The following is a 21,952-nucleotide window of genomic DNA, read 5'->3' as shown; positions in this document are numbered from 1 at the left end:
AAGGACAACGATGTCTACCAAGCAGTCCAACAAGGTTTACGTCATCGGCGTCGGCATGACGAAATTCGAGAAGCCGGGTCGCCGCGAGGGCTGGGACTACCCGGACATGGTGCGCGAGTCGGGGACCAACGCGCTGGCCGACGCCGGCATCGCCTACCACGAGGTGCAGCAGGGCTACGTCGGCTACGTCGCCGGGGATTCGACGTCCGGGCAGCGCGCGCTCTACGAGCTCGGCATGACGGGGATCCCGGTGGTCAACGTCAACAACAACTGCTCCACCGGGTCCACCGCGCTCTTCCTGGCCGCGCAGGCGATCCGCGGCGGCATCGTCGACTGCGCGATCGCGCTGGGTTTCGAGAAGATGCAGCCCGGTTCGCTGGGCGGAGGAGCTCAGGACCGCGAATCGCCGATGGGCAAGCACGTCAAGGCGATGGCCGCGATCGACGAGTTCGCGATGCCCGTCGCGCCGTGGATGTTCGGCGCCGCCGGCCGCGAGCACATGAAGCAATACGGTTCCACCGCAGAGCATTTCGCCAAGATCGGCTACAAGAATCACAAGCACTCGGTGAACAACCCGTTCGCCCAGTTCCAGGAGTCCTACACGCTCGAGGACATCCTGGCGGCGCGGATGATCTCCGACCCGCTGACCAAGCTGCAGTGCTCGCCGACCTCCGACGGTTCGGGCGCGGCCATCCTGGCCTCGGAGAGCTTCGTCGACAGCCACGGGCTGGCGGGCCAGGCGGTGGAGATCGTCGGTCAGGCCATGACCACCGACTTCGCGTCGACGTTCGACGGGAGCGCCAAGAACCTCATCGGCTACGACATGAATGTGCAAGCCGCACAACAGGTCTACGACCAGTCCGGGCTGGGTCCGCAGGACTTCCAGGTGATCGAACTGCACGACTGCTTCTCGGCCAACGAGCTGCTGCTCTACGAGGCGCTGGGCCTGTGCGGGCCGGGTGAGGCGCCCAAGCTGATCGACAACAACGACACCACCTACGGCGGCCGCTGGGTGGTCAACCCCTCCGGTGGCCTGATCTCCAAGGGGCACCCGCTGGGCGCGACCGGGCTGGCGCAGTGCGCGGAACTGACGTGGCAGCTGCGCGGGACGGCCGAGGCGCGTCAGGTCGAGGGCGTCAGCGCCGCACTGCAACACAACATCGGACTGGGCGGCGCCGCCGTCGTCACCGCCTACCAGCGCGCCGAACGCTAAGGGCGCCATGATCGAGTGGTCCGACACCGACCTGATGGTCCGCGACGCCGTTCGGCAGTTCGTCGACAAGGAGATCCGCCCGCATCTCGACGAATTGGAAACCGGCGCGATGTCGCCCTATCCGATCGCGCGCAAGCTGTTCAGCCAGTTCGGCCTCGACGCCATGGCCGCCGAATCGGTCAAGAAGATGCTGGACCGGGAGCGCTCGGGAGAGCGTCAAAGCGACGGCGAGGCAAGCGGTTTCGGCGGCGGAGCCCAGGGATCGATGATCGCGGTGCTGGTCTCCGAGATCGCCCGGGTCAGCATCGGGTTGCTGAGCACCGCGTCGGTGAGCCTCGGCCTGGGTGCGGCGACCATCATGAGCCGCGGCACGCTGGCGCAGAAGGAACGCTGGCTGCCCGAGCTGATGACGCTGGAAAAGATTGCGGCATGGGCCATCACCGAGCCGGACTCGGGCTCGGATGCGTTCGGCGGCATGAAGACCTACGTCAAACGCGACGGTGCCGATTACATCCTCAACGGGCAGAAGACGTTCATCACCAACGGGCCCTGCGCCGACGTCCTGGTCGTGTACGCCAAACTCGACGAGGGCGACGCCGACCCGACGAAGGTGGACAAGCGCAACCGCCCGGTGCTGGTGTTCGTGCTCGACGCCGGCATGCCGGGCCTGACGCAGGGCAAGCCGTTCAAGAAGATGGGCATGATGTCCTCGCCGACCGGCGAGCTGTTCTTCGACAACGTGCGGCTGAGCCCGGACCGGCTGCTCGGCGAGAGCGAACAGCACACCGACGGCGACGGCCGCGACAGCGCCCGCGCCAACTTCGCCGCCGAGCGGATCGGGATCGCCATGATGGCCCTGGGCATCATCGACGAATGCCACCGGCTGTGCGTCGACTACGCGAAGAGCCGCACGCTGTGGGGCAAGAACATCGGGCAGTTCCAGCTGATCCAGCTCAAGCTGGCCAAGATGGAGATCGCGCGAATGAACGTGCAGAACATGGTCTTTCACACCATCGAGCGCCAACAGGCCGGTAAGCCGCTGACGCTGGCCGAGGCGTCGGCGATCAAGCTGTACTCGTCGGAGGCGGCGACCGAGGTGGCCATGGAGGCCGTGCAACTGTTCGGCGGCAACGGATATATGGCCGAGTACCGCGTGGAGCAGCTGGCCCGCGACGCCAAGTCGCTGATGATCTACGCCGGCAGCAACGAGGTGCAGATCACCCACATCGCCAAGGGATTGCTGGCCGACTGAGCTACGCGGTCACCCAGATCGCCCGCGCGGCCGGGCTGCCCAGGTCGACGGTCGTCTCGTCGCCGTCGCCGGATTCGATCGCCACCGAGATCATGCCCGCGAACTCGCGGCGGGTCAGCACCCGCAGCCGGGAGTCGAGGTTGATGCCCACGTCGGTGAAGTAGCGCAGCATCTCGGGGTCGGCGTCGGAGATGCGGGCCACCGTCCCGGCGTCGCCGTCGCCGCACGCCCACAGCTGGCGCGCCGGCGGGGTGGGCACCTGCCCGTCGGTGGCGGGGATGGGGTCGCCGTGCGGATCGCGCTGCGGGAATCCCAGCTTGGCGTCGATGCGGGAAACCAGACGATCCGACACCGCGTGCTCGAGCACCTCGGCCTCGTCGTGCACCTCGTCCCACGCGTAGCCCAGCTCGTTGACCAGGAAGGTCTCCAGCAGCCGGTGCCGGCGCACCATCTCGAGCGCCGCGCGCCGTCCGGCCTCGGTCAGCGTCACCGCGCCGTACTTCTCGTGGTCGACGAGGCCCTGCTCGGCGAGTTTGCGGATCGACTCCGAGGCCGTGCTGGCCGACACCCCGATCTTCTCGGCCAGCATCTTCGTGCTGACCTTGTCGGGGGACCACTCCTGGGCATTCCAGATCGCCTTGAGGTAGTCCTGGCCGACCGCGGTGAGACCGCCACGCTCTTCGTCAGCACTCACAACGACAAAGTTTAGGCAACCCCATCCAAATCCGGCGTGTTCCCCGCCACCCTGGCGGGTGTCGGGCCCTCTGGATCTCCCGGCCGGGCACTCGGCGCCGTAGGCTTGCGGTCGTGCAGCGGTGGCGCGGCCAAGACGAGATTCCCACGGACTGGGGCAGGTGTGTGCTCACCATCGGTGTGTTCGATGGTGTGCATCGCGGGCACGCGGAGCTGATCGCGCATGCGGTGAAAGCGGGGCGGGCGCGCAGCGTGCCGACGGTGTTGATGACGTTCGACCCGCACCCGATGGAAGTGGTCTATCCCGGCAGCCATCCGGCCCAGTTGACGACGCTGACGCGGCGCGCCGAGCTGGTCGAGGAGCTGGGCATCGACGTCTTCTTGGTGATGCCGTTCACCACCGACTTCATGAAACTCACGCCGGACCGCTACGTGCACGAGCTGCTGGTGGAGAACCTGCACGTGGTCGAGGTCGTCGTGGGGGAGAACTTCACCTTCGGCAAGAAGGCGACCGGCAACGTCGAGACCCTGCGGCGCGCCGGCGATCGATTCGGGTTCGCCGTGGAGTCGATGTCGCTGCTCTCCGAGCACCACAGCAACGAGACCGTCACGTTCTCGTCCACCTACATCCGGTCCTGCGTGGACGCCGGCGACGTGGTGGCGGCCACCGAGGCCCTGGGTCGCCCGCACCGGGTCGAGGGCGTGGTGGTGCGGGGTCACGGGCGCGGTGCCGAACTGGGCTTCCCGACCGCGAACGTGGCGCCGCCGATGTATTCGGCCATCCCGGCCGACGGCGTGTACGCCGCGTGGTTCACCGTCCTCGGCCACGGCCCGGTGACCGGCACCGTCATCCCGGGTGAGCGTTACCAGGCCGCGGTGTCCGTCGGCACCAACCCGACCTTCTCCGGGCGCACCCGCACCGTCGAGGCGTTCGTCCTGGACACCGACGCCGACCTGTACGGGCAGCACGTGGCGCTGGATTTCGTCGGCCGCATCCGTGGGCAGCACAAGTTCGGCTCCGTGGAGGAACTCATCGTCGCGATGGGCGAGGACACCGAACGGGCCCGCACCATCCTGTCGACGCAGGACTGATCCACCGCGGTTTTCAGGAAGCGACCAGGTCGTCGATCTGGTTGATGGCCGACGACGAGCCCTCGACCACCCCCATGTCCAGCACCTGTTGCAGCGCCTCGGCGGACTCGAAGGCGCTCACGTAGGTCGCGCGAGTGCCGCCGTCGTGCTCGGTGAAGGTGTAGACGTTCCTCGAGACCGGCAGTCCGGGGTTCGGGTTGAAGTCCAGGTCGGCGAAGCCGTCGAGGAACGAGAAGCTCGTCGGCTCGTCGACGGCCGTGATCTCCCAATATCCGGCGTATTTCTCGCCGTCCGGACCGGTCATGAAATACGTCGTGCGACCTCCGGGCGTCAGGCTGTGGTCGACGACGGTCGCCGGATGGGACGGCGGCCCCCACACCTTCTCCAGTTGACGCGGGTCGGCGTAGACCTGCCAGATCCGGTGCACCGGCGCGGCGAAGTCCGCGGTGATGGTCAGCGTCAGGTTGTCGGGATCGTGCTCGACGCCGGTTACGGGCATGGTTCAGTCCTCCTTGGTTGAGTCGGATGAGATGAGTTCGTCGATGCGTGCGATCCGGTCGCGCCAGAGGAGTTCCAACTCGGCGAGCATCGAGGCCACCGACCGCACGGCCGTCACGTCACCGCTGGCCAGCTGCTCGCGACCGCTGCGTCGTTTGGTGACCAGGCCGGCCTTCTCGAGCACGACGACGTGCTTCTGCACCGCGGCGAAGCTCATGTCGTACTTGCGGGCGAGCGTGGAAACCGAGTGTTCCCCGGCCAGCGTCCGTCGCATGATGTCGCGCCGGGTTCGGTCGGCGAGCGCGTGGAACAGGGCGTCCACCCGGTCCTCTTCGTCCACATCCACCCGGCAAACATACAACCAAATGGTTGTATGTTGTCAAGTGTGCGGCGCTGGCCTGCGATTTCGGCGAACATCGCGGCCGCTGATAGACTCGCCCCCCGATACGGAGTGTGCTGCAGTCCGCGGCGGCCACGACCGAAATTTTCGCGGCACCGATTGATGGAGATAGTTCGTGGCGCTGACAGCCGAGCAGAAAAAAGAAATCCTGGGCACCTACGGCCTGCATGACACCGACACCGGTTCCCCGGAGGCGCAGGTCGCGCTGCTGACCAAGCGGATCGCCGACCTGACCGAGCACCTCAAGGTGCACAAGCACGACCACCACTCGCGGCGCGGCCTGTTGCTGCTGGTCGGGCGCCGTCGCCGGCTGCTCAAATACGTCGCCCAGATCGACGTGGAGCGCTACCGCTCGCTGGTCGAGCGCCTCGGCCTGCGCCGCTGACGCCGCCGTCGCGGGGGCTATGACGCCCGCCCGATCCCGCGCGATGCTGGCGGGGCGGGCCCGCCCGTGTAGAGTAAGGACGTTCTGGGCCGGTTCGGCCCGAGCAAAACGGTGCGGTCACGCAGATCCGCGTGCGCCGTTCCAGCGTGTCACTACGCACCTTCGAGGGAGCAGCCCAGTCTGCATCGGGCGGTCTTCGGTAGTGGCTGCCGGGCTCTCCGGATCTGGGGCTTCTCGGCCGCTTCGATCGATGGCCGTAGCCGCATTCAGACTGGCTCTTCGGGATAGCTCCCAGGGTGACTCGCAGGCCCCGACGGGTGCTGCGGACCCTCTCCAGGTTGCGCGTGACGACGCGAAACAGCCGAATAAGAGAGGCCGTACGGACGTCCATGTCTGTCGCTGAAATTGAAGAGGGCGTGTTCGAGGCGACCGCCACCATCGACAACGGGAGCTTCGGCACCCGCACCATCCGTTTCGAGACCGGTCGGCTGGCCCAGCAGGCCGCCGGCGCCGTGGTCGCGTACCTGGATGACGAAAACATGCTGTTGTCGGCGACCACCGCCAGCAAGAGCCCCAAGGAGCACTTCGACTTCTTCCCGCTGACCGTCGACGTCGAGGAGCGGATGTACGCCGCCGGTCGCATCCCCGGCTCGTTCTTCCGTCGCGAGGGCCGTCCCTCCACCGACGCGATCCTGACCTGCCGGCTCATCGACCGCCCGCTGCGCCCGTCGTTCGTCAGCGGGCTGCGCAACGAGATCCAGGTCGTGGTCACGGTCATGAGCCTGGACCCCAACGACCTGTACGACGTGCTGGCGATCAACGCCGCGTCGGCCTCCACCCAGCTGAGCGGGCTGCCGTTCTCGGGTCCGATCGGGGGCGTGCGGGTCGCGCTCATCGACGGCCAGTGGGTGGCGTTCCCGACCGTCGAGCAGCTCGAGCGGGCGGTGTTCGACATGGTGGTGGCCGGCCGCATAGTCGGCGGCGGCGCCGCCGAAAAAGACATAGCGATCATGATGGTCGAGGCCGAGGCCACCGAGAACGTCATCGAGCTCGTCGAGGGCGGCGCCCAGGCGCCGACGGAAACCATTGTGGCCGAAGGGCTCGAGGCCGCCAAGCCGTTCATCGCCACCCTGTGCACCGCGCAGGAGGAGCTGGCCGGGGCGGCCGCCAAGCCGGTCGGCGAGTTCCCGACGTTCCCGGACTACGCCGAAGACGTCTACTACTCGGTCGCCTCGGTGGCCACCGACGAGCTGGCCAAGGCGCTGACCATCGGCGGCAAGGCCGAGCGCGACGCGCGCACCGACGAGCTGAAAGCCGAGGTGCTCGCGCGGCTCACTGGGGACTCTGGGACCTACGAGGGCCGCGAGAAAGAGGTCAGCGCCGCGTTCCGCTCGCTGACCAAGAAGCTGGTGCGCCAGCGCATCCTCACCGATCACTTCCGCATCGACGGCCGCGGCATCACCGACATCCGCGCGCTCTCGGCCGAGGTCGCCGTGGTGCCCCGCGCGCACGGCAGCGCGCTGTTCCAGCGCGGTGAGACCCAGATCCTGGGCGTGACCACGCTCGACATGGTCAAGATGGCCCAGCAGATCGACTCGCTGGGGCCCGAGACCTCCAAGCGCTACATGCACCACTACAACTTCCCGCCGTTCTCCACCGGCGAGACCGGCCGGGTGGGTTCGCCCAAGCGGCGCGAGATCGGGCACGGCGCGCTCGCCGAGCGGGCCCTGATCCCGGTGCTGCCCGGCGTCGAGGATTTCCCGTACGCCATCCGCCAGGTCTCCGAGGCGCTGGGCTCCAACGGCTCGACGTCGATGGGGTCGGTCTGTGCGTCCACCCTGTCGCTGCTGAACGCCGGTGTGCCGCTGAAGGCGCCGGTGGCCGGCATCGCGATGGGCCTGGTCTCCGACGACGTCGAGATCGACGGCCGCACCGAGCGGCGGTTCGTCACGCTGACCGACATCCTGGGCGCCGAGGACGCGTTCGGCGACATGGACTTCAAGTGCGCCGGCACCAAGGACTTCGTCACCGCGCTGCAGCTGGACACCAAGCTCGACGGCATCCCGTCGCAGGTCCTGGCGGGCGCCCTGGGCCAGGCCAAAGACGCGCGCCTGACGATCCTCGAGGTCATGGCCGAGGCCATCGACGCGCCCGACGAGATGAGCCCCTATGCCCCGCGGGTCACCACCATCAAGGTTCCGGTGGACAAGATCGGTGAGGTCATCGGCCCCAAGGGCAAGGTCATCAACGGCATCACCGAGGAGACCGGCGCGCAGATCTCCATCGAGGACGACGGCACCGTGTTCGTCGGCGCCACCGACGGGCCCTCGGCGCAGGCCGCGATCGACCGGATCAACGCCATCGCCAACCCGCAGCTGCCGACGGTCGGCGAACGTTTCCTCGGAACCGTGGTCAAGACAACGGATTTCGGCGCGTTCGTCTCGCTGCTGCCCGGTCGCGACGGCCTGGTGCACATCTCCAAGCTCGGCAAGGGCAAGCGCATCGCGAAGGTCGAGGACGTGGTGAACGTCGGCGACAAGCTGCGCGTCGAAATCGCCGACATCGACAAGCGCGGCAAGATCTCGCTGGTGCTGGTGGAGGACGACAACTCGGCGCCCGCCGATGCCCCGGCGGCCGCCCCTGCCGATGCCGCGAGCTGATTCGGGAAAGCGAGCAGCTGACCCCGCGCTGCGGCGGGGTAACCACACGGCCGCGGCGGACCCGCACGCCGCACTGCGGCGCACGACGCTGCCGGGCGGCTTGCGGGTGGTCACCGAATACCTGCCCGCGGTGCGTTCCGCCTCGGTCGGGGTGTGGGTCGGGGTCGGCTCGCGCGACGAGGGTGCCACCGTCGCCGGCGCGGCCCACTTCCTCGAGCACCTGCTGTTCAAGTCGACCCCCAGCCGCACCGCGGTGGACATCGCCCAGGCGATGGATGCCGTCGGGGGAGAGCTGAACGCGTTCACCGCCAAGGAGCACACCTGCTACTACGCGCACGTGCTCGACAGCGACCTGGCGCTGGCCGTCGACCTGGTCGCCGACGTGGTGCTCAACGGCCGCTGCGCCGCCGCGGACGTCGAACTGGAACGCGACGTGGTGCTCGAGGAGATCGCGATGCGCGACGACGACCCCGAGGACGCGCTCGGCGACATGTTCTTGGGCGCGCTGTTCGGTGACCACCCGGTGGGCCGCCCCGTCATCGGCACCGCGCGGTCGGTGACGTCGATGACGCGTAGCCAGCTGCACTCGTTTCACGTCCGGCGCTACACGCCCGAACGCATGGTGGTGGCGGTGGCCGGCAACGTCGACCACGACGAGGTGGTCGCGCTGGTGCGCGAGCACTTCGGCCCGCACCTGGTCCGCGGGCGCGCACCCATCGCGCCGCGCAAGGGCGCCGGGCGGGTCAACGGCCGCCCCGGGCTGGCGCTGGGCCACCGGGACGCCGAGCAGACCCACGTGTCGCTGGGGGTGCGCACGCCCGGCCGCGGCTGGCAGCACCGGTGGGCGCTGTCGGTGCTCAACACCGCCCTGGGCGGGGGCCTGAGTTCTCGGCTGTTCCAAGAGGTCCGGGAGCTGCGCGGGCTGGCCTACTCGGTGTACTCGACGGTCGACATCTTCGCCGACAGCGGCGCGCTGTCCGTGTACGCGGCCTGCCAGCCCGAACGTTTCGCCGAGGTCATGGAGGTGACCGGTGCGGTCCTCGACGCCGTGGCGCGCGACGGCATCACCGAGGCGGAGTGCCGGATCGCCAAGGGCTCGCTGCGCGGCGGCCTGGTGCTCGGCCTGGAGGACTCGGGCTCGAGGATGAGCCGCCTGGGCCGCAGCGAGCTCAACTACGGCAAGCACCGCAGCATCGAGCACACCCTGCGGCAGATCGACCAGGTGACCGTCGATGAGGTCAACGCCGTCGCCCGCCGGCTGCTCGGGCAGCGCTACGGCGCCGCGGTTCTTGGCCCCTATGCCGCCAAACGGTCACTGCCCCAACAACTTCGGGCGATGGTAGGCTAGCTCGAATGTCCGCCTCCTCACCCGCGCCCCCTCGGCGCTCGCCGTCGGCGGACTAGCCGAATGGTACTGGGCTTTTGGGACATCGCGGTGCCCATCGTGGGTGCCCCGATGGCCGGCGGCCCCGGGACTCCCGCGTTGGCCGCGGCGGTGTCCAACGCCGGTGGGCTCGGTTTCGTCCCCGGCGGGTATCTCACCGCCGAGCGGTTCGCCGACGACATCGCCGCCGCGCGCAAGGCCACCACCGGCCCGCTGGGCGTGAATCTGTTTGTGCCCCAGCCCAGTGTGGCCGACTGGGTGGCCCTGGACTACTACGCGGCCGAACTCGAAGAGATCGCCGATCACTACCAGGTGGAGGTCGGTCACCCGCATTACGGCGACGACGACGGGTGGGAGCAGAAGCTCGAGGTGGTCGCCGACGTCCGGCCCGAGCTGGTGTCGTTCACGTTCGGCGTCCCGCCGCCCGACGTGATCCGGCGCCTCGGCGCGCTGGGCCTGCTGGTGATGGTCACGGTGACGTCGGCGTACGAGGCCGGGGTGGCCGTCGCCGCCGGCGCCGACAGCCTGGTGGTCCAGGGCCCCGCCGCGGGCGGGCACCGCGGCACGTTCGCGCCCGACATGGAACCCGCCAACGAGTCGCTGCACCAGCTCATCGACCGCATCCGCAACACCCATGACATCCCGATCATCGCCGCCGGCGGGCTGGGCACCGCCGACGAGATCGGCGCCGCCCTGCGCCGGGGAGCGGTGGCCGCACAGGTCGGCACCGCGCTTCTGCTCGCCGACGAGGCCGGCACCAACCCCGCCCACCGCACCGCCCTGAAGAACCCGCTGTTCGCGACCACCGTTGTGACACGGGCCTTCTCGGGCCGCTACGCGCGCGGGCTGGAAAACGACTTCACCCGCATGCTCGACCACGTGGCGCCGCTGGGCTACCCCGAGGTCAACCAGATGACATCGCCCATCCGGGAGGCCGCCGCCGCCCTCGAGGACCCGAACGGGATACCGCTGTGGGCCGGGGCGGCCTTCAAGCACGCCAGCGCCGGCCCCGCGGCCGACATCATCGCGGGACTCGTGGCCACCGATTAGCCGATTAGCCGATTAGCCGATTGGCCGATTAGCCCAGCACGCCGGCGGCGTCGGTGCACGGCAGCCCGAGATCGGCGGCCACCTGCCCGGACAGCAGCGCGCCGTCGTGCGTCGAAAGGCCTTTGGCCAGAGCATGATCCGACCGGCACGCCGCCCGCCAGCCGCGCTCGGCGAGCGCGAGCACATACGGCATGGTCGCGTTCGTCAGCGCCACCGTCGACGTCTTGGGCACCGCGCTGGGCATGTTGGCCACGCAGTAGAACAGCGTGTCGTGCACGGCGAAGGTCGGGTCGTCGTGCGTGGTCGGCCGCGAGTCCTCGAAGCAGCCACCCTGGTCGATCGAGATGTCGACCAGCACCGCGCCCGGCTTCATCTGCGCGACAAGGGAATTCGAGACCAGGCTGGGGGCCTTGGCGCCGGGGCGCAGCACGGCGCCGATGACCAGGTCGGCGCGCTTGACGGTGCCCTCCAAGTCGTAGGCCGACGAGTACCGGGTGCGGACCTGCCCGCCGAACTCGGCGTCGAGCAACCGCAGCTTGTTGATGTTGACGTCGAGCACCGACACCATCGCCCCCATGCCGTTCGCGACGCGGGCCGCGTTGTAGCCCGCGGTGCCCGCCCCGATCACGACGACGTCGGCCGGCTTGACGCCGGGCACGCCGCCCATCAGCACGCCGCGCCCGCCGTGGGTGCGCATCAGGTGATACGCCCCCACCTGAGCGGACAGCCGGCCGGCCACCTCGCTCATCGGCGCCAGCAACGGCAGTGTGCCGTCGGCGGTTTGGACCGTCTCATACGCGATCGACGTCGTTCCGGACGCCAGCAAGGCCTCTGTGCACGCGCGCGAGGCGGCCAGATGCAGGTAGGTGAACAGAATCTGGTTGCGCCGCAACAGCTCATACTCGGCCGGCACGGGTTCTTTGACCTTGAGCAACAGGTCGGCGTCGCCCCAAACCTGTTCGGCCGTATCGGCGAGTTGCGCGCCCGCCGCCTTGAACTCGGAGTCGGCGATCGACGATCCCTCGCCGGCGCCGGTCTGGACGAGCACGTCGTGTCCGCGGCGGACCAACTCGGCGACACCGGCGGGGGTGATGGCCACGCGAAACTCGTTCGTCTTGGTCTCGGTCGGTACGCCGACTCGCATGATCGCCCCTCGTTCGCGCAGTCACTGTCGATTGTGAAGAAACTTCACAGGGCCCGCAATCGATGTGCATCGCATCGCCCGCTGGCTATGATCGGCGGATGACCGCCCCGTGCGTTTCGGCCACCGTGCAGATCGACGCCCGCCCCGACGTGGTGTACCGGCTCATCACCCACCTGCCCACCCTGGCTTCGCTGGCCGAGGAGGCGGTGGCGATGCAGTGGCGCAAGGGTGACGCGGTCACCCCGGGCGCGGTTTTCGCGGGCCACAACGAGAACCGCGGCCGGCGCTGGAGCACCAGATGCACCGTCACCGACGCCGAACCGGGCCGCCGCTTCGCCTTCGACGTGCGCTACACCATTCTTCCCGTCGCCCGCTGGCAGTACGACATCGTCGCGGCGGACGGCGGATGCGAGGTCACCGAGAGCACCTGGGACCGCCGGCCCGGGTGGTTCCGCAAGGTCGCCGGCAAGGCCACCGGCGTCAGCGATCGGGTGGCCGCCAACACCGAGCACATCCGGCTCACCCTGCAGCGCCTCAAGCAGCGCGCCGAAACCGAGTAGCCGAAGAGCCGCGGGAGTTCCGATGACGCGACGCGATCCCGCCGTAGCGGTCGTCGGAGCGGGCATGTCCGGGCTGTGCGTCGCAATTGCGTTGCTGCGCAGCGGCATTACCGATGTGACGATCTTCGAGAAGGCTGACGAGGTGGGCGGCACCTGGCGCGACAACACCTACCCGGGCCTGACCTGCGACATACCGTCCCGGGTCTACCAGTACACGTTCGCCACCAACCCGCACTGGTCGCACATGTTCTCGCCGGGCGGTGAAATCCAGGACTACTTCCGGAAAATCGCGGACCGGTTCGGCCTGCGGGACCGCATCCGGTTCGGCACCGAAATCACCGACGCCCGTTTCGAGAACGGGCGCTGGTCCCTGCGCACCGCCGCCGGAGAACAGTGCGCGGCGGACTTTTTGATCACGGCCACCGGCGTGTTGCACCATCCCCGGATGCCGTCGATCGCCGGCCTGGACGACTTCGGCGGCCACGTCTTTCACTCGGCGCGCTGGGACCATTCCGTCGAGCTGGCCGGCCGGCGGATCGCGATCGTCGGTAACGGGTCCACGGGCGTGCAACTCGTCTGCGGCCTGGCCGGCGCGGCGGGCAGGGTCGTGCTGTTCCAGCGCACGGCGCAGTGGGTGCTCAAGCTGCCCAACCCCCGCTACACCCGGTTGGCCGGCATCACCCGCGACCGGTTTCCGTGGCTGGACCGGATGGCGTACCGGGGCTACAGCTTGGTGTTCGACCTCTTCGCGGTGGGGCTGACCAAGCCCGGCGTGCGCCGAAAGATCATGGGGGCGCTGTGCCGCGCCAGCCTCCGCGAGGTCCGTGACCCCGAACTGCGCCGGGCGCTGACCCCCGACTACACGCCGATGTGCAAACGGCTGGTGATGTCGGGCGGCTTCTACCGCGCGATGCAGCGCGACGACGTCGACCTGGTCACCGCCGGCATCGACCACGTGGAGCGGCGCGGCATCGTGACCGACGACGGCGTCCTGCACGACGTCGACATCATCGTGCTCGCCACCGGCTTCGACACCCACGCGTTCTTCAGGCCGATGCGGCTGATCGGCCGCGACGGCATCGCCGCCGACGACGTGTGGCGCGACGGGCCGCGGGCCTATCAGACCGTCGCGATGCCGGGTTTCCCCAACTTCTTCATGATGCTGGGGCCGCACAGCCCGGTCGGCAACCTGGCGCTCACGACCGTCGCCGAATCGCAGGCCGATCACATCCTGGGGTGGATCCAGCGTTGGCGCCGAGGGGAATTCGACACCGTCGAGCCGACACGCTCGGCGACCGACAGCTTCAACGCCCGGCTGCGGGCCGCGATGCCGAACACCGTGTGGACCACCGGCTGTGACAGCTGGTATCTCAACAAGGACGGCGTGCCCGAGGTGTGGCCGTTCACCCCGGCCGCGCACCGCGCCATGCTGGCCAACACCGATCCGGGATCCTACGACCTGCGCCCGGTCGCGCCCTAGACACCGGCCGGACAAAACCCGGTACCGCCGGTTCCGCATACTTGGTTGCGCAACTATACTGGCAGCGCGCGGCGTCGGAAACTCCGAGGTAGGGGGCAATAATGCTGACCGTTGATGACCAGGCGGCGGGTCCGCACGACGCGTCGCTCGACCACGAACGGCTGGTACTCGAGGCGCGCGACGTGCACTTCGATTGGGCGGCACTGCCGTTCCATTACGTGCCCGGCGAGCCGTTCTCCACCCACGTCCTCAACGTGCTGCACCTGCTGCTGCCCGCGGGCGAGGAGTTCTTCGTCGACGTGTTCAAGAAAACCCTGCCGCTGATCAAAGACGATCAGCTGCGGCTCGACGTCCAGGGATTCATCGGGCAGGAGGCGGTGCACTCCCAGGCGCACGCCGGCGTGCTCGCCCACTTCGCCGCGCGGGGCATCGACCTGACCCCGTATACCGGCCAGATCAAGTGGCTGTTCGACATGCTGCTCGGACCGCGGCCCCACTGGAGCGAGCGCCGCCAGCACAGCTGGCTGCTCGAGCAGGTGTCCGTGGTCTCCGCCATCGAGCACTACACCGCCATCCTGGGCGAGTGGATCCTGAATTCGCCGGCCCACGACGCGATCGGCACCGATCCGGTGATGCTGGACATGCTGCGCTGGCACGGCGCCGAGGAAGTCGAACACAAGGCGGTGGCCTTCGACACCATGAAGCATCTGCGGGCCGGCTACTGGCGGCAGGTCCGCGCCCAGCTGGTGGTGTCGCCCGCGATGCTGCTGTTGTGGATTCGCGGCGTGCGGTTCCTGTACTCGCTGGATCCCCACCTTCCGCCGGGCACCAAGCCGCGCTGGCGGGACTACTTCGCCGCGGCGCGCCGCGGATTGGTGCCCGGGCCACTGCGATTCGTGCGTGCGATCGGGAACTACTACCGCCCGGGCTTCCACCCCTCGCAGCTCGGCGGGCTGGGACTGGCCGTGGACTACCTGGCCGTCTCACCGGCCGCGCGGGCCTCGCACTGACCGATGGGCACCACGTCGAGCATCACCGCCAGCGACGGCGTCACGCTGGCCGTGCACCGCTACACCGACATCGACCCGGCGCGCCCGACCATCCTGGGGATCCACGGCTTTCCGGACAACCGCCACGTGTGGGACGGCGTCGCCGGCGAGCTGGCCGGCCGACCCTACAACTTCGTCGCCTACGACGTGCGCGGGGCCGGTGAATCATCGTCTCCCGCAAAGCGTTCCGGGTACTTGTTCGCGCAGCTCGTCTCCGACATCGAGGCGGTCATCGACAGCCTGGGCGTCGAGCGGGTCCACCTGCTGGGCCACGACTGGGGCTCGATTCAGGCCTGGGCGGCGGTCACCGACGACTCGGTGATGCCCAAGGTGGCCTCGTTCACGTCGATCTCGGGCCCGCACCTGCAGTACGCGGGGGCGTTTCTGCGCTCCGCGCGCACGCCACGGGCCGTGGCCCAGGTCGCCAGGCAGCTGATCTCGTCGGGCTACATCGGCTTCTTCCTGTGCCCCGGGGTACCCGAGCTGTCGTTTCGCTCGCACGTCGGCGTGAAAGTCATTGAGGCCCTTGAGCGCATCGGCCGCTCGAGCACCCGCAGCCAGCGCCACGACACCAGGCGGTCGGTCACCGACTATGTCAACGGGCTCAACCTGTACCGGCAGAACATGCCCGCGCCCATGCTGGCGCCGGGCCCGCAACTCCCCGAGACCTCCGTCGCGGTCCAGACGTTGGTTCCGCGGCGGGACGTCTTCGTCACCCCCGCGCTGCAGCGCTTCACCGGCGCAATTCCTCAGGGCGCCAGGGTGATCGCGATCGAGGGCGGGCACTGGGTGGTGACCTCGCGCCCCGACGTCGTCGCCCGGCTGACCGCCGAGTGGGTCGACCGGACCGTCGCCGGTGCGCCGCCCGCGGCCGAGTCGCGCGGCGAACGGGACGAGGTGCGCGGCAAGCTCGCCCTGGTCACCGGCGCGGGTGCCGGGATCGGCAGGGCCACCGCGGTGGAGCTGGCCCGGCGCGGCGCCCGCAAGATCGTGCTGGCCGACCGCGATCGGGCCGCCGCCGACGAGACCGCCGACGCGGTCCGCGCCGCGTGCGCCGAGGCCGCGGTCTACCAGGTCGACGTCAGCGACGAGGCCGCGATGAATGACCTTGCCACACAGGTGCGGAACGAGCACGGGGTGGTCGACATCCTGGTGAACAACGCCGGCATCGGGATGGCGGGCCGCTTCCTGGAGACCAGCTCGGCGAATTGGGAAAACATCATGGGGGTCAACGTCGGCGGCGTCATCTCCGGCAGCCGCGCGTTCGGTGCGCAGATGGTCGAGCGCGGCGAGGGCGGAACGATCATCAACGTGGCCTCGGCCGCGGCCTTCCTGCCGTCGAAGTCGATGGTCGCCTACAGCACCACCAAGGCGGCGGTGCTGGCGCTCAGCGAATCGCTGCGCGCCGACTTCGCCGACGAGGGCATCAGCGTCACCGCGGTGTGCCCGGGGTTCGTCAACACCAACATCGCCAAGAGCACCATCTACGCCGGGATGAGCGCCGAGCAGCAGGAGCGGGCGCGGGGCAAGGCCGACGCCGCCTACCGGCGGCGCAACTTCACCCCCGAGGCGACCGCCAAGGCGATCGTGAAGGCCATCAAGACCGGACCGGCGGTGCTGCCGATCGCCGCCGAATCCAGGATCGGCTACGCGATGCGACGCATCAGCCCGGGGGCGGTTCGGCTGTTCGCGCGGTTGGACATTCGGCAGACGTAGGGGGAGCGGTGCCGGAAAGCATTTGGGCCAGCAGGCCCGCCGACCTGTACGGCCGGCGCGCCCACGACCGCTTCGGGTCGTTGCTGTGGGGTGTGCGGGCGGTGTTCGAGGGGTTCGCCTCGGTGTCGCGGTGGGAGCCTTCGCGGGTGAAGCCGGTGCAGCGCACGCTGACCGCGGTCGTGACCCAACGCGAGCTCGTCGCGCCCGATGTCGTCGCGCTGACGTTGGCCGACCCCGACGGTGGGCTGCTTCCCTCCTGGACGCCCGGCGGGCACATCGACGTCCTGTTGCCCTCCGGCCGGCGCCGGCAGTACTCGCTGTGCGGTCCGCCCGGGCGGCGCACCGACTACCGCATCGCGGTGCGCCGCATCGCCGACGGCGGCGGCGGATCCATCGAGATGCACGAGGCTTTCGGCGTGGGCGACACGTGCGAATTCGAAGGCCCGCGCAACGCGTTCTATCTCGGCACCGCCGAGCGCGACGTGTTGTTCGTCATCGGCGGCATCGGCGTGACCCCCATCCTGCCGATGATCCGCGCCGCCGCGCAGCGCGGGATCGATTGGCGCGCAATCTATACCGGACGCAGCCGCGAGTACATGCCGTTGCTCGACGAGGTGATGTCGGTGGCCCCGGGCCGGGTGACGGTGTGGGCCGACGACGAGCACGGCCGCTTCCCGAGCGTGGCGGAACTGCTGGCCGGCGCCGGCCCGGCGACCGCCGTCTACGTGTGCGGGCCGAGCGCCATGCTCGAGGCCGTGCGAATCGCCCGCGACCAATATGCCGGGGCGCCACTGCATTACGAGCGGTTCAGCCCGGCGCCCGTTGTCGACGGGGTTCCGTTCGAACTCGAGCTCGCGCGCTCCCGGCGGGTGCTCGCGGTGCCGGCCAACCGCACGGCGCTGGACGTCATGCTGGACCGCGACCCGACGACGCCCTACTCCTGCCGGCAGGGGTTCTGCGGCACGTGCCGGGTCAAAGTGCTTGCCGGGCAGGTGGATCACCGCGGGCGTGCCTCGCCCGGGGACGACGGCATGCTGGTGTGCGTCTCGCGGGCCGGCGGCGGGCGCGTCGTCATCGACGCCTGAGCCGGTTACGGCCGGGACGGCTCCAGGTAGGCGGCCAGCGCGTTGGTCAGGCCCCGGCGCGCCATATCGAGGTCGGCGTAGGAGCCCAGCTGGCGCTCCGACACCAGGCCACGCATCGCGCCGGGGATCAGGGCGGCCACCTCGCGGACCCGGTCGGGGTCGACGGCCAGACCGGCGAAGGCCTGCTGGCAGGTCTCCAGCCAGCTCTTGCCCCAGGAGAACAGCTCGGCGGCCGTGCGCGGATAGAGGCGTTCGAGCTCGTCGGGATCGCGGGGCAACGCCGCGCGCAGGTTCTCGATCGCGCGCGAATCGGCCGATGCCAGGCCGGTGTAGAGGGTGTCGATGATGGCGCCGACGCGTTCGCGCAGCGGGGCGTCCGGCGATATCGGGGCCGACAGCGTCGAGAACGTCGCGGCGCGGCGCTCGGCGGTGCGGTGCAGCACCGCGGCCCAGAACCCGTCGGTGTCGCCGAACTGGTACTGCACCGCGCCCCAGGTGGCGCCGATGTCCTTGGCGATGCGGTTGGCCGACACCGAGCCCGGTTCGCCGGAGGCCAGCGAGCGCAGCGCGGCCTCGAGCATGCTTTCGCGAGTCGCGTGGCCCCGCCGGTTCGGGCGCCGGCCCGCGATCCCGGCTCCGCTGGTCTGACGGGTCATTGGGCGATCCTATCCACTTGGCGGGGAGGGCGCCGATGTTTTCATAGAGGGTACTTTGATTTTCTCGGGCCGCGGCTTATATTCGTACCCGAGGGAGGGCAGCTCACATGGCAGGGTTCGATGGCTAAGCCGCCGTTGTCGATGAAGCCGACCGGTTGGTTCCAGGTCGCCTGGTCCGACGAGATCGGCGTCGGCGACGTGCACAAGATGAAGTACTTCGACTCCGAGATGGTCGCCTGGCGCGCGGAATCGGGTCAGCTCACCGTGATGAACGCCTACTGCGAGCACCTCGGGGCGCACCTGGGGTACGGCGGCACCGTTGTCGGCGAGGTGCTGCAGTGCCCGTTCCACGGCTGGCAGTGGAGCGCCGACGGGCGCAACGTCTGCATCCCGTACCAGGACCGCCCCAACCGCGGCCGGCGCATGCGCACCTATCCGGTGGTCGAACGCAACGCGTCGGTCTACATCTGGCACGACGTCGAGCGCCGCGAACCGTACTTCGAGCCGCCGGATGTGTTCGCCGCCTTCGACGACGGCAGCAGCGCCGACGATTACTACCCGCAGCAGCGGCTGTACCGCGAAACCCTGGAGATGCACCCGCAGTACGTGCTGGAAAACGGGGTGGACTTCGCGCACTTCAAGTTCGTGCACAAGACCCCGATCGTGCCGGTGTTCACCCGCCACGACTTCGCCGAGCCGGTGTCGTACGTCGATTTCACCATCACCTTCGAGGGCGACGACGGCCAGAAGATCGAGGACGTCAACAGCGGCGTGCAGGCCATCAACGGCGGCCTGGGAATCGCGGTGACCAAGAGCTGGGGGATGATCGACAACCGCACCATCTCCGCGATCACCCCGGTGGACGAGCGCACCTCCGACGTCCGGTTCATGGTCTACATCGGCCGTGCGCCGGGCGGCGATTCGGAACGCGCCGAACGCAAGGCGGCCGAATTCGGCCAGGAAGTGATCCGCCAGTTCACCCAGGACATCGAAATCTGGCAGCACCAACGGTATTCGGATCCACCCGCACTGGCCCCCGACGAGTACGAGGGATTCACGGCAATTCGCCAGTGGGCCAAGCAGTTCTATCCCGAGGCGTTCGTATCGCAGGAAGGCATAGCGCAATGAGCACAGCACCGATCCGCGTCTTTCAGGTCGGAAGCGGCAACGTCGGCTCGGAGATGATCAGGCGGATCGCGACCCAGCCCGATCTCGAACTCATTGGCGTGCATGCCTATTCGCCGGAGAAGGTCGGCACGGACACCGGGGAGTTCGCCGGCCTGGGGACCAACGGGGTGAAGTTCACCGGCACCATCGAGGAGATCATCGCCGCCAAGCCGGACGTGCTGACCTTCCACGGCGTGTTCCCCGACGAGGACCTCTACTTACACGTGCTCGAGGCGGGCATCGATATCGTCACCACCGCGGACTGGATCACCGGCTGGCATCGCGACACCAATCACCCGCACCCGTCGGGCAAACCGGTGAGCAAGCTGCTGGCCGAGGCCTGTGAGAAGGGCGGTGCCACGTTCTACGGCACCGGAATGAACCCGGGGCTCAATCAGATTCTGGGCGTGGTGTGTTCGGCCGACGTCGCCGACATCGAGAACATCACCACCATCGAGTCCGTCGACGTGTCGTGCCACCACTCCAAGGACACCTGGATCGAGGTGGGCTACGGCCAGCCCGTCGACGATCCCGACATCCCGTCGAAGCTCGAGAAGTACACCCGCGTCTTCGCCGACAGCGTGTACATGATGGCCGACTGCTTCGACCTGACACTCGACGAGGTCACGTTCAGCTACGAGCTGGGCGCCTGCACCAAGGACGTCGACCTGGGCTGGTACACGCTGCCCAAGGGCTCGCTGGGCGGCAACTACATCCGCTACCAGGGCATGGTCGACGGCGTGCCGCGGGTCGAGACGCACCTCGAATGGCAGATGACCCCGCACACCGACCCCAGCTGGAACATCAAGGGCTGCTACATCACCCAGATCAAGGGTGATCCGTGCATTTACAACAAGCACATGATCTTCCCCAAGCCCGGCGTCGACCTGTCCAACCCGGACAACTTCGCCTCGATCGGCATGACCGTCACCGGCATGCCCGCCCTCGCCGCGATCAAGTCGGTGATCGCGGCGCCGCCGGGGCTCATCACCAGCGCCGACCTCCCGCTGCGCGGCTTCGCCGGGCGGTTCAAGAAATAGGCCGGGTCACGGCCCGGCGCGGTCGCCAATGCCGCGCTCGGGGTGGTGATAGTCGTTGGTGCGGACCCCGCGGTCCAGCCGCGGCGGCGGGATCCACTCGGTGTCCCCGCGGGCATTCTTCCGTGTCCGCCAGCCCTTTTCGACCAGCCGGTGGTGCGGCCCGCACGCGAAGGTGAGGTTATCGGCGTCGGTCGCGCCCCCGGCGGCCCACTCTTTGAGGTGATGCGCCTCGCACCAATAGCCGGGCGCGTCGCAGCCGGGGTGGGTGCAGCCGCGGTCCTGCGCGTACAGGACGACGCGCTGGTCCGGTGAGGCGATGCGCCGCGACCGCCCGAGATACAGTGGGCGGCTTGAGTGTTCGTCGAACACGGTGAGATAGTGGTACGCGTGGCGGCCCATCCGGATCACGTCGCGCATCGGCAGGAGCGTCCCGCCACCGGTCACGGCCCGCCCGGTGCCCGACGTCAGCTCCCGAAGCGTGGTCGCCACGATCACGGCCACCGGCAAGCCGTTGTGCTGGCCGAGTTTCGGATCGCCCAGCTGACCACGCACCAGGGCGTTGAGCGCGTCGTGCTGGCGCTGGGCATGGCTGCGCAGGTCTCGCCGCACACGCTCATCATCGGGTTCGCCTGCAACGCAAGGTGTTTCATCATCAGGATTGCACATTCCGGGCGCCGCGAAGTGGGACATCCACGCATCGAGATTGGCGCGCAGCTCCGGGGATGCGACCAGTTTTCCGACGCTCATCCCGTCGGGGCTCTGACCACACCAGGTGAAGCCGCGCTGACGCGCGCGGTCGGCGTCGGAGAATTTCCCGTCGGGATTGATCGACAGCGCGTAGCGGTGCGCGAGCTTCTGCAGCTGATCGGGCCGTACCTTCGCGGCCTCATTCGCCAGGAATCGCTCGGCGGTTTCCACCTTGGCCACGGGCGTGGACGCCGGAAGGTCGCGGACAAACGACTGAATCACCCGCAGGTGCTGGCCGTCGAGCAGGCCGTCGCGCCACGCCACGGCGGTGGCCGGTAGCTCGGGCGGCAACTCCTGGCCGGTGAGGGTCAGCCGCGGCGACAGCCGGGTTGCGTCGTGAAGCCGCCGGCTCGCCTCGCCGCAGCTGATCCGCAGCCAGTCGGCGATCACCTTGTGCACCGGGCCGCCGAGGGCGGCGGGATCCTCCCTCGCCAGGCCGGCGATCACGTCGTGGCTCACCGCGATCTGCCGTCGGCGCGAGGCCTCCATCCGCTCGAGCGCGCGCAGCCGCACGGCGGGGTCCAACCGGTCGAAGTTCAGCCCGCGGATCGCCGCGGTGGCGGCGTCGAGCGCGTCCAGGGCGGCGGACACCTCAGGCGGCACTTCGATCGAATGCATGTTCGAATTTTATCGGCGGCCACCGGCCCGGCGAAACGCACCATGCGGCATCTGTGGATAGAC

Annotated in this window: 20 protein-coding genes; 14 read left to right on the top strand and 6 right to left on the bottom strand. The window is 68.9% G+C overall.

Annotation, left to right across the window (positions count from 1 at the left end):
• Nucleotides 1-10 precede the first annotated feature (10 nt).
• Together K883_RS00850 and K883_RS00845 are read left to right on the top strand one after the other, a co-directional pair.
• Nucleotides 11-1,213: a lipid-transfer protein gene (locus tag K883_RS00850; protein WP_036453367.1), complete on the top strand. Its 1,203-nt coding sequence runs from the start codon at nt 11-13 to the stop codon at nt 1,211-1,213.
• Between the two features lie 7 nt (nt 1,214-1,220).
• Nucleotides 1,221-2,465 (top strand): acyl-CoA dehydrogenase family protein, encoded by a 1,245-nt coding sequence (locus tag K883_RS00845; RefSeq protein ID WP_014385419.1) that lies wholly within the window; start codon nt 1,221-1,223, stop codon nt 2,463-2,465.
• A 1-nt stretch (nt 2,466) separates the two neighbouring features.
• Here the strand turns inward: K883_RS00845 and mntR are convergent, their stop codons facing one another.
• Complete coding sequence (gene mntR, locus K883_RS00840; RefSeq protein ID WP_009955351.1) at nt 2,467-3,159, bottom strand: manganese-binding transcriptional regulator MntR; 693 nt, start codon at nt 3,157-3,159, stop codon at nt 2,467-2,469.
• Between the two features lie 113 nt (nt 3,160-3,272).
• Here mntR and K883_RS00835 point away from each other — a divergent pair, with 113 nt between their 5' ends.
• Nucleotides 3,273-4,250 carry a bifunctional riboflavin kinase/FAD synthetase gene (locus K883_RS00835; protein ID WP_036453365.1) on the top strand — a complete coding sequence of 326 codons (978 nt, stop codon included), beginning with the start codon at nt 3,273-3,275 and terminating at the stop codon, nt 4,248-4,250.
• Nucleotides 4,251-4,263: 13 nt separating this feature from the next.
• Here K883_RS00835 and K883_RS00830 read toward each other — a convergent pair whose 3' ends face one another.
• A complete protein-coding gene (locus K883_RS00830) occupies nt 4,264-4,749 on the bottom strand; it encodes an SRPBCC family protein (RefSeq protein WP_014385417.1) in 486 nt (161 codons plus the stop codon).
• A 3-nt stretch (nt 4,750-4,752) separates the two neighbouring features.
• Complete coding sequence (locus K883_RS00825; protein WP_036453363.1) at nt 4,753-5,094, bottom strand: ArsR/SmtB family transcription factor; 342 nt, start codon at nt 5,092-5,094, stop codon at nt 4,753-4,755.
• Nucleotides 5,095-5,263: 169 nt separating this feature from the next.
• On the opposite strand from K883_RS00825, the gene rpsO reads away from it, so the two are divergent.
• The 4 genes from rpsO to K883_RS00805 all read left to right on the top strand — a co-directional run bounded on the left by rpsO (nt 5,264) and on the right by K883_RS00805 (nt 10,627).
• Nucleotides 5,264-5,533: a 30S ribosomal protein S15 gene (rpsO, locus tag K883_RS00820; RefSeq protein WP_003878661.1), complete on the top strand. Its 270-nt coding sequence runs from the start codon at nt 5,264-5,266 to the stop codon at nt 5,531-5,533.
• Nucleotides 5,534-5,922: 389 nt separating this feature from the next.
• On the top strand, nt 5,923-8,193 hold the full coding sequence (locus K883_RS00815; protein ID WP_179945038.1) for a polyribonucleotide nucleotidyltransferase: 2,271 nt from the start codon (nt 5,923-5,925) through the stop codon (nt 8,191-8,193).
• Nucleotides 8,180-9,541, top strand: coding sequence for a M16 family metallopeptidase (locus K883_RS00810; RefSeq protein WP_036455234.1), 1,362 nt, complete (start codon nt 8,180-8,182; stop codon nt 9,539-9,541). Before K883_RS00815 ends, K883_RS00810 begins: the two co-directional genes overlap by 14 nt.
• 60 nt (nt 9,542-9,601) lie before the next feature.
• Nucleotides 9,602-10,627, top strand: coding sequence for a nitronate monooxygenase (locus K883_RS00805; RefSeq protein ID WP_036453359.1), 1,026 nt, complete (start codon nt 9,602-9,604; stop codon nt 10,625-10,627).
• Nucleotides 10,628-10,655: 28 nt separating this feature from the next.
• On the opposite strand, the gene ald is transcribed toward K883_RS00805, so the two are convergent.
• Complete coding sequence (ald, locus tag K883_RS00800) at nt 10,656-11,771, bottom strand: alanine dehydrogenase (protein ID WP_020823170.1); 1,116 nt, start codon at nt 11,769-11,771, stop codon at nt 10,656-10,658.
• A gap of 98 nt (nt 11,772-11,869) precedes the next feature.
• On the opposite strand from ald, the gene K883_RS00795 reads away from it, so the two are divergent.
• The 5 genes from K883_RS00795 to K883_RS00775 all read left to right on the top strand — a co-directional run bounded on the left by K883_RS00795 (nt 11,870) and on the right by K883_RS00775 (nt 17,661).
• The gene (locus K883_RS00795; RefSeq protein WP_020823169.1) at nt 11,870-12,331 is read left to right on the top strand and encodes an SRPBCC family protein; all 462 of its coding nucleotides are present in this window, start codon (nt 11,870-11,872) and stop codon (nt 12,329-12,331) included.
• 22 nt (nt 12,332-12,353) lie between these two features.
• Nucleotides 12,354-13,811 (top strand): flavin-containing monooxygenase, encoded by a 1,458-nt coding sequence (locus tag K883_RS00790; protein WP_020823168.1) that lies wholly within the window; start codon nt 12,354-12,356, stop codon nt 13,809-13,811.
• Between the two features lie 101 nt (nt 13,812-13,912).
• On the top strand, nt 13,913-14,821 hold the full coding sequence (locus K883_RS00785; protein WP_020823167.1) for a metal-dependent hydrolase: 909 nt from the start codon (nt 13,913-13,915) through the stop codon (nt 14,819-14,821).
• Nucleotides 14,822-14,824: 3 nt separating this feature from the next.
• Nucleotides 14,825-16,576, top strand: coding sequence for an SDR family oxidoreductase (locus tag K883_RS00780; RefSeq protein WP_020823166.1), 1,752 nt, complete (start codon nt 14,825-14,827; stop codon nt 16,574-16,576).
• Nucleotides 16,577-16,584: 8 nt separating this feature from the next.
• Nucleotides 16,585-17,661, top strand: a complete 1,077-nt coding sequence (locus K883_RS00775; protein WP_020823165.1) for a PDR/VanB family oxidoreductase — start codon at nt 16,585-16,587, stop codon at nt 17,659-17,661.
• Between the two features lie 5 nt (nt 17,662-17,666).
• On the opposite strand, the gene K883_RS00770 is transcribed toward K883_RS00775, so the two are convergent.
• Nucleotides 17,667-18,242 (bottom strand): TetR/AcrR family transcriptional regulator, encoded by a 576-nt coding sequence (locus K883_RS00770; protein ID WP_009952948.1) that lies wholly within the window; start codon nt 18,240-18,242, stop codon nt 17,667-17,669.
• Nucleotides 18,243-18,437: 195 nt separating this feature from the next.
• Between K883_RS00770 and K883_RS00765 the strand changes: the two genes are divergently transcribed.
• Both K883_RS00765 and K883_RS00760 read left to right on the top strand, forming a co-directional pair.
• Nucleotides 18,438-19,445 carry a Rieske 2Fe-2S domain-containing protein gene (locus K883_RS00765; protein WP_036453357.1) on the top strand — a complete coding sequence of 336 codons (1,008 nt, stop codon included), beginning with the start codon at nt 18,438-18,440 and terminating at the stop codon, nt 19,443-19,445.
• Nucleotides 19,442-20,524, top strand: a complete 1,083-nt coding sequence (locus tag K883_RS00760) for an NAD(P)H-dependent amine dehydrogenase family protein (protein WP_020823163.1) — start codon at nt 19,442-19,444, stop codon at nt 20,522-20,524. The genes K883_RS00765 and K883_RS00760 overlap by 4 nt, the downstream gene beginning before the upstream one ends.
• A gap of 6 nt (nt 20,525-20,530) precedes the next feature.
• Here the strand turns inward: K883_RS00760 and K883_RS00755 are convergent, their stop codons facing one another.
• Nucleotides 20,531-21,889, bottom strand: a complete 1,359-nt coding sequence (locus tag K883_RS00755; protein WP_020823162.1) for an HNH endonuclease signature motif containing protein — start codon at nt 21,887-21,889, stop codon at nt 20,531-20,533.
• Nucleotides 21,890-21,952 lie beyond the last annotated feature (63 nt).

The sequence above is a fragment of the Mycobacterium sp. TKK-01-0059 genome, assembly GCF_000709305.1.
GTDB classification, from domain to species: Bacteria; Actinomycetota; Actinomycetes; order Mycobacteriales; family Mycobacteriaceae; genus Mycobacterium; species Mycobacterium intracellulare.
Note: the sequence above shows the minus strand (reverse complement) of the source record. Positions and strands in the feature narration are given on the sequence as shown.